Raw genomic sequence first — 5,773 nt, 5'->3', positions numbered from 1 at the left:
TGTTAGGTTGCATTGGAGAGTGTCAACAGGGTTGCCTGATCTGACGAGTCGCCGAACACTGGGAACTGCCCGAGCAGCCCAAGCCTCTTTCAGAGGCGAGTAGCCCGGCGCGCCGCATTTTTTGCGGCAAGTCCTGCGGGAGTCGCGGTGATGGTAGCGCGCAGATCATTCAGTGCAGCCACGTTGACACGGCTTCGCGAGATGCCGGCCGGCGAAGCCCTGGCGCTGCTGACGACGCACGCCAGACTTGACCCGACGTATGTGCCTGTCAAGGACGACCGCAGCTGTCGGTGGCACGTGTCCACCGCGCGCGGCGAGTTCGAGATCCTGACCACCGGAGCCAAGTGGTACGACACGCGAGTGCGGCTCGGCGGTGGCGGCGCCATCGATCTGGCGAGGCACGTCCTCGGCCTGTCGTTCGTAGATGCGGTGAAGCACCTGACCAACGCGGCAGGCCAGCATGGTCCAGATCGTTCGTAAGGGCCCCCTGGCGAACCCGTCGGAGGTCATCAAGCATTTGCGCCCGGCGGCAACGCAGGCGCATTCCATCGTGCTACGCGAGCCAAGGCCCGCGGGGTTCCCGTTGCTCTTCACGGCGCAGTGGCAACTCATCGAGCCGGTCGTGGCCTTCCTGCATGAACACTTCGTGCAGCGGGCGCATACCGCCGACACGCTCAGGACCTATGCCGAGGTCCTCTACGACTGGTTCGAGACGCTCGAACAGAACGCCGTTGGCTGGGACGGCGCCGATGCGGTGGACCTGGTGGCCTACCGCAACCGCATGATGCTGCAGCCCAGCCCTCACACGGGCCGGCCCTACCGCATCTCGACCATCAACCACCGCGTGCGCGGTGTGCTGAGGTTCTACGAGTGGGCCGTGCGGACGCACTGGCTGGCCGCTTCGCCGCTGGTGGGGCGGCCACGCAACTTCGCCGTGGCGAGGCACCCGCAGCCGGCCCGCGCCGGCACCACGCAGGCGAGCGACCACAATCTCTTCGTGCTGCGCCAGTTCGAGCCGCTGCCGCGTCCGCTCACATCCGCGCAGGCGCGCGAACTTCTGGCCACACTGGCGCCGCCGTACGACTTGATGGCGCGCTGGCAGCTCTACACGGGCCTTCGGGTTAGTGAGCTGCTGCGACTCAGCGTCAATGACGTCACGAGGCGGCAACCGTCAGCGGCGTCGCATCACACGATCGATGTGACGCGCAAGGGACGCAAGCCCGGCTACGTGATCGCGCCGGCAAGTCTGCTCGATGAGACGGCAGGCTACCTCTGCGGTCACCGTCACGCTTGGCTGCAGCGCGCCCGGCGCAAGGGCCGACCTGTCGAGCATACGGCGTTGTTCATCAACGCCCGCGGCGCGCCCGCCGGCAGGAACGCCTATCAGCGCGTGATCAGCCAAGCTGGCCGGGCCTGCGGGTTCAAGGCGACCACGCATCTGATGCGGGCGACCTTCGCCTGCATGCTGCTGGCTCGCCTCGAACGGCTCGCCAGCGAGGGCGCCGCGATCAACCCGCTGCTCGTGGTGAAGGTGCTGATGGGTCACGAACGCATCGAGACCACCGACCGGTATCTGCGCGCCATCGCTGTCGACGCCTGCGCACTCAAGGAGGTCCTGGACACCTTGTTGTCCGGGACTCAGTGACCATGGGCGCACGCCGTCAACCGATGCCTCGGGTGCTGCCGGGCAAGGCCACGGCCGCTGCACTCGAGGGGATGCAGCCCGTGCGTCACGACGCACCACGGCGGGTGCGCAACACCGTCGTCGATTTCACCTCGCTGTGCCTGCCCGAGGACGTGCGCCTCGCTCTGGCCGAGGCTTTCTGGAGCCACGTCGGGATCCAGTCCGAGCGCTGCATCCATACGCATTGGTTCCATATCAAGACCTTCGACCGATTTGCCTGCGAGTCGGGTTCGCCTGCGGGACTGGCCGACCTGCATCGCGACCTGCTCGTGCGCTACATCGAGTGGCTCAACGCGCAGCGCAGGCCAGACGGCCAGCCCTGGGCCAAGTCGAGCCGGGCAGGCGCGTACACGGCGCTGCGCAAACTGCTGCAATGGCTCGAACGCTGCCGCCCCGGAGTCATCCACAGCATCGAGTACCCCTTCAACCCGTTCCCGTGGAGGAACCGCGACACGCCGCCGCGCAGCAAGATGCCGGCGCACGAACTGCGCGCAATCCTGCGTGCGTGCGAGGCAGACATCGCGCAGATGCGCAATGCCCGCGAGGCGGCCACCGCTCAACGTGTCGCCGACAGCGGCAAGCCAGGCACGCTTGGCTGGCTGCTGCAACATGTCGATCGGCATTGCGGCGGCATCATCCCCACGGCACGCGAACTGTCACGCGCAGGGCAGCATGCGGTCAACAGAACGCTGAGCCGGCTCGGCGGCTTGAAGCAGGTCGAGCCCTGTCTGTACCCACGCGCCGAATCGCTGCTACCGTACTACCTCGCGATCCTGATCCATGCGGCCGGCAACCCCGACCCCATCGCCGAACTCGAGCGCGACTGCCTGCAATCCTTGCCGCTGCTGGACGATCGCCAGGCGCTCGTGTGGTTCAAGGCTCGCGCCAACAGCATCCAGCGGCGCACGTTCAGCAGCGTCGACTGCTTCGAGCCGCCCGCGCTGGTGAAGGAGATCGTCGCGTGGAACGAACGACTGCGAACGCTCGCGCCAGTCGCGCTGCGCGAACGGCTGTTCCTGTACGCGGGCATGCGCGGAGTAACCGCGTTGTCGAGCAGCGCCGTCAAGAGCATGCTCAAGGCCTTCTGCGGGCGCCACGGCCTGTCGAGGTTCTCCCTGGCGTCAATCCGCCCCGGCGTCCTCGCGAGCTTCTACCGTGCCTCGGGCGACCTGCGCCGCGTCAGCGCCGTCGCCAACCACGCGCACCTGGCTACCACCGTGCGCTACGTCCAGACGCCTGAAGTCGACGCACAACATCGCGCACGCATCGCCGCCTTGCAGCGCGCCTTCATCGGGCACATCGAGCAGGCTCGCTCGAGCGGCACAGCCAAGCCTGCTGCCTCGAACGGCAGCGGCTCAATCGTTCCCCCCGGGGAGGTCGTGTCGATGTTCGGCTTTGGCTGCACGGACCCGTTCGCAGGTGCAGCCCCCGGCACGCATCGCGGCGAGTTGTGCACCCACTTCATGGGCTGCTTCACCTGCCCCAACGCCATCATCACGCCGGACCCTTCAACGGTAGCCCGGCTGCTGCAGGCACGCGATCACCTGCGCGCTGCTGCCAGGGCGCTGCACCCGGCTCGCTGGCAGTCGGTCTATGCCCCGCAGCTGCGCATCCTGGAGGAGGACATCCTTGCACGCTTCGCCGCGGGCGAACTCGCTGCCGCTGCGCCCCTGGTGGCGCAATTGCCACCGTTACCCGATCTGCGATGAGGTGCAGCGATGCGCGCTTCCCGATCCGCCACCCAAGTCCCCAAGGTGCGGGGTGCACGCGCGGCGCAGTCCGCGCCCATCGATCACGCATGGTTCCTGCTCGACTCGACCTGGCGCGACACGGTCTGGGTTTTCAAGCCCACCAATGTCCTCGAAGAAGCCAGACCCGTGCAACTGCACTGGAACTTCACTCTCGCTGGCGGAAGGTGTTTCACCGACGATCGGTATGCGCCGCTGCTGGAGAGCAGCAGGCAGCTCATCGCACTCATCCGCAGCCGCTCACTGAGCACGGGCCTGGCGCAACGCGCAAGCACGGTGGCCGGGCATTTCATGTACTTGCGCGAGCTCCTGCGCTGGATGGACCAGGCAGGCTTCACGCGCTTTGCCGATCTGGACGCCACGGCGCTGCTGCAGTTCCAGCGTTCGCTCACAGAGCGTCCTGGCATCGCGCGCGCCGCGCGCGCCCCCGCAACGGTGCAGAAGTATCTCTACCTGTTCACGTACCTCCATCGGTTTCGCGACGAACTCGACGACGGGCTGCACATTGATCCCTTCCCGGGGCGCAGCCACGGCGAGGTCGCCGGCGTGCGCGACGCCCAGATTCGGCGCTGGCCCTATACCCCGGATGGCGTCGCCGTTGCCCTGGTCCAGGGTGCCATCAATCTGCTGGTCGATGGCGCCCCTCACATCCTTCGGGCCAGGCAGGTCTACGCTGAAGCGATGGCCTCGGCCACCCGACGCGGCTACGGCGTCAACGCCCGCACCAATGCGGCGACGCGGGCGTTGCAGCAGGCAGGCATCGAACTGCCCGGCACTGCGCAACCGGTCCGTACGGTCGACGACCTCGCGCAACTGATCGATATGCTCTACGCCGCGTGCTTCGTGGTCATCTCCTACTTGGTGGGGCCCAGGGCGAGCGAGATCCTGCACCTGGATGCCGGCTGCGTGCAGCAGCGTGGCGACGGCGCCACCGATGATGTGATCCCCGTGATCGTCGGCGCCATCTTCAAGCACCAGGCCGAGTACAGCGGCCGGCCCCACGAGTGGGTAGTGCCGCCGCCCGCTGTCCAAGCCATCTCGGTTCTCGAGGCGCTGTCCGCCGGGCATCGCGCTCAGGCAGGGCGCGCCCAGTTGTGGCTGCGCCGCCGTCAGATTTCTGGCGCCACCGAGTGGCAGATGGTGTGCCCCGGTCCGCTGGTCGTTCCATCGGCCATGCGCATGCGCCTTCTGCTGCAGCGTTTCGCCGCATGGCTTGGGTTACCTCTGCATCAGGGCAAGCCCTGGCGGCTCACGACGCACCAGGGCCGCAAGACCTTCGCCCGCTTCGCGGCGCTGCGCGATAGCTCGGCCTTGTTCGCGCTGGCCCAGCATCTCGGTCACCGCGAACGCGCCGTCACCGACCACGGCTACAGCGGCTCGGACTACCGTCTCAATCAGGAGATCGAGTCCGGGATCCTCGAACAGTCGGCCGCAGCCTGGGAACACATGCTCGCCGCACCCGGCCTGGGCGGCCACGCCGGCGCCGAGATCGTGGCCAGGCGCCCGCGCTTCCGGGGCGCGCGACTCAAGCAGGACATCAAGAGCTACGCGCGCTTGCTGGTGGATGCCGGGCTCGTGCTCGGCGTGTGCGACTGGGGATTCTGCGTCTACAGGGAAGATCACAGCGCTTGCCTGGGCAACGCCATCGGCCCTAACCCGGCACGGCGTGAGCCCTCGACCTGCTCGCGCTGCAAGAACTTCGCCGTGTCAACCCAGCATCGGCCCTATTGGGTCGAGCAGGTCCATAGGCACGAAGTGCTGCTCAACGAACCGGCGTTGCCGCTGCAGACGTTACGCATCGTGCGCGAGCGTCTCGACGAGGCGCGCTCGCTCATCCGCGCGATCGATGAAGTGAGCAAGGAGGGCAAGCATGGCGAGCGCATCCACCGCTGACGCCACCGGCAGGCCGCCCGCGCAGCGGCTGCGCGATGCGCTGGCCCAACTGGCCGCGCTCAGCACGCCCGAAGCACCGACCGCCTCGGCGCTGTGTGAACTCGCTGGCGTTTCGCGCAATGCGCTGTACCGCTACCACCCCGACATCCTGCACGCGTTACACAAGCTGCAGCGGCAGCGCTACCGTGATCCGGGTCCGGCCAGTCGTGCCGTGCAGCAGCTGCGCGACGAGAACGAAGACCTGCACCAGCAGGTGACCAAGCTCGCGGCTCTGGTCGACCACTATTTCGCGGCTTGGCAGGAGACCAGCTCACTGCTGCGGCGCCAGGAACGCGAACTCGCCGACCTGCGCCGAAATGCCAAGCCAAAGCTGGTTTCAATACGTAAATAGACGAATACGGGGGTCACAGGCTCCCCCGTGTTGACACCCTCGAAATCAACATAATGG

5 protein-coding genes are annotated in these 5,773 nt (G+C 67.1%); all 5 read left to right on the top strand.

From position 1 onward, the window contains the following. Positions 1-183 precede the first annotated feature (183 nt). Genes ACSFCA_RS36265 through ACSFCA_RS36245 form a run of 5 tightly spaced genes read left to right on the top strand, consistent with a single transcriptional unit; the run spans position 184 to position 5,716 of the window. Positions 184-480: a hypothetical protein gene (locus ACSFCA_RS36265; protein WP_435462959.1), complete on the top strand. Its 297-nt coding sequence runs from the start codon at positions 184-186 to the stop codon at positions 478-480. Continuing rightward, positions 461-1,645 carry a tyrosine-type recombinase/integrase gene (locus ACSFCA_RS36260; protein ID WP_435462960.1) on the top strand — a complete coding sequence of 395 codons (1,185 nt, stop codon included), beginning with the start codon at positions 461-463 and terminating at the stop codon, positions 1,643-1,645. Before ACSFCA_RS36265 ends, ACSFCA_RS36260 begins: the two co-directional genes overlap by 20 nt. Before the next feature lie 23 nt (positions 1,646-1,668). Next, the gene (locus ACSFCA_RS36255) at positions 1,669-3,393 is read left to right on the top strand and encodes a hypothetical protein (protein ID WP_435477488.1); all 1,725 of its coding nucleotides are present in this window, start codon (positions 1,669-1,671) and stop codon (positions 3,391-3,393) included. Positions 3,394-3,402: 9 nt separating this feature from the next. Beyond that, positions 3,403-5,325, top strand: coding sequence for a hypothetical protein (locus ACSFCA_RS36250; RefSeq protein WP_435462962.1), 1,923 nt, complete (start codon positions 3,403-3,405; stop codon positions 5,323-5,325). Beyond that, entirely contained in the window at positions 5,303-5,716 is a 414-nt protein-coding gene (locus ACSFCA_RS36245) for a hypothetical protein (RefSeq protein WP_435462963.1), read from the top strand. Before ACSFCA_RS36250 ends, ACSFCA_RS36245 begins: the two co-directional genes overlap by 23 nt. The last annotated feature ends 57 nt before the right edge of the window (positions 5,717-5,773 follow it).

It is taken from the genome of Variovorax multivorans (genome assembly GCF_051216835.1).
Classification (GTDB): domain Bacteria; phylum Pseudomonadota; class Gammaproteobacteria; order Burkholderiales; family Burkholderiaceae_C; genus Variovorax.
This window is presented reverse-complemented; position numbering and strand designations above follow the sequence as displayed.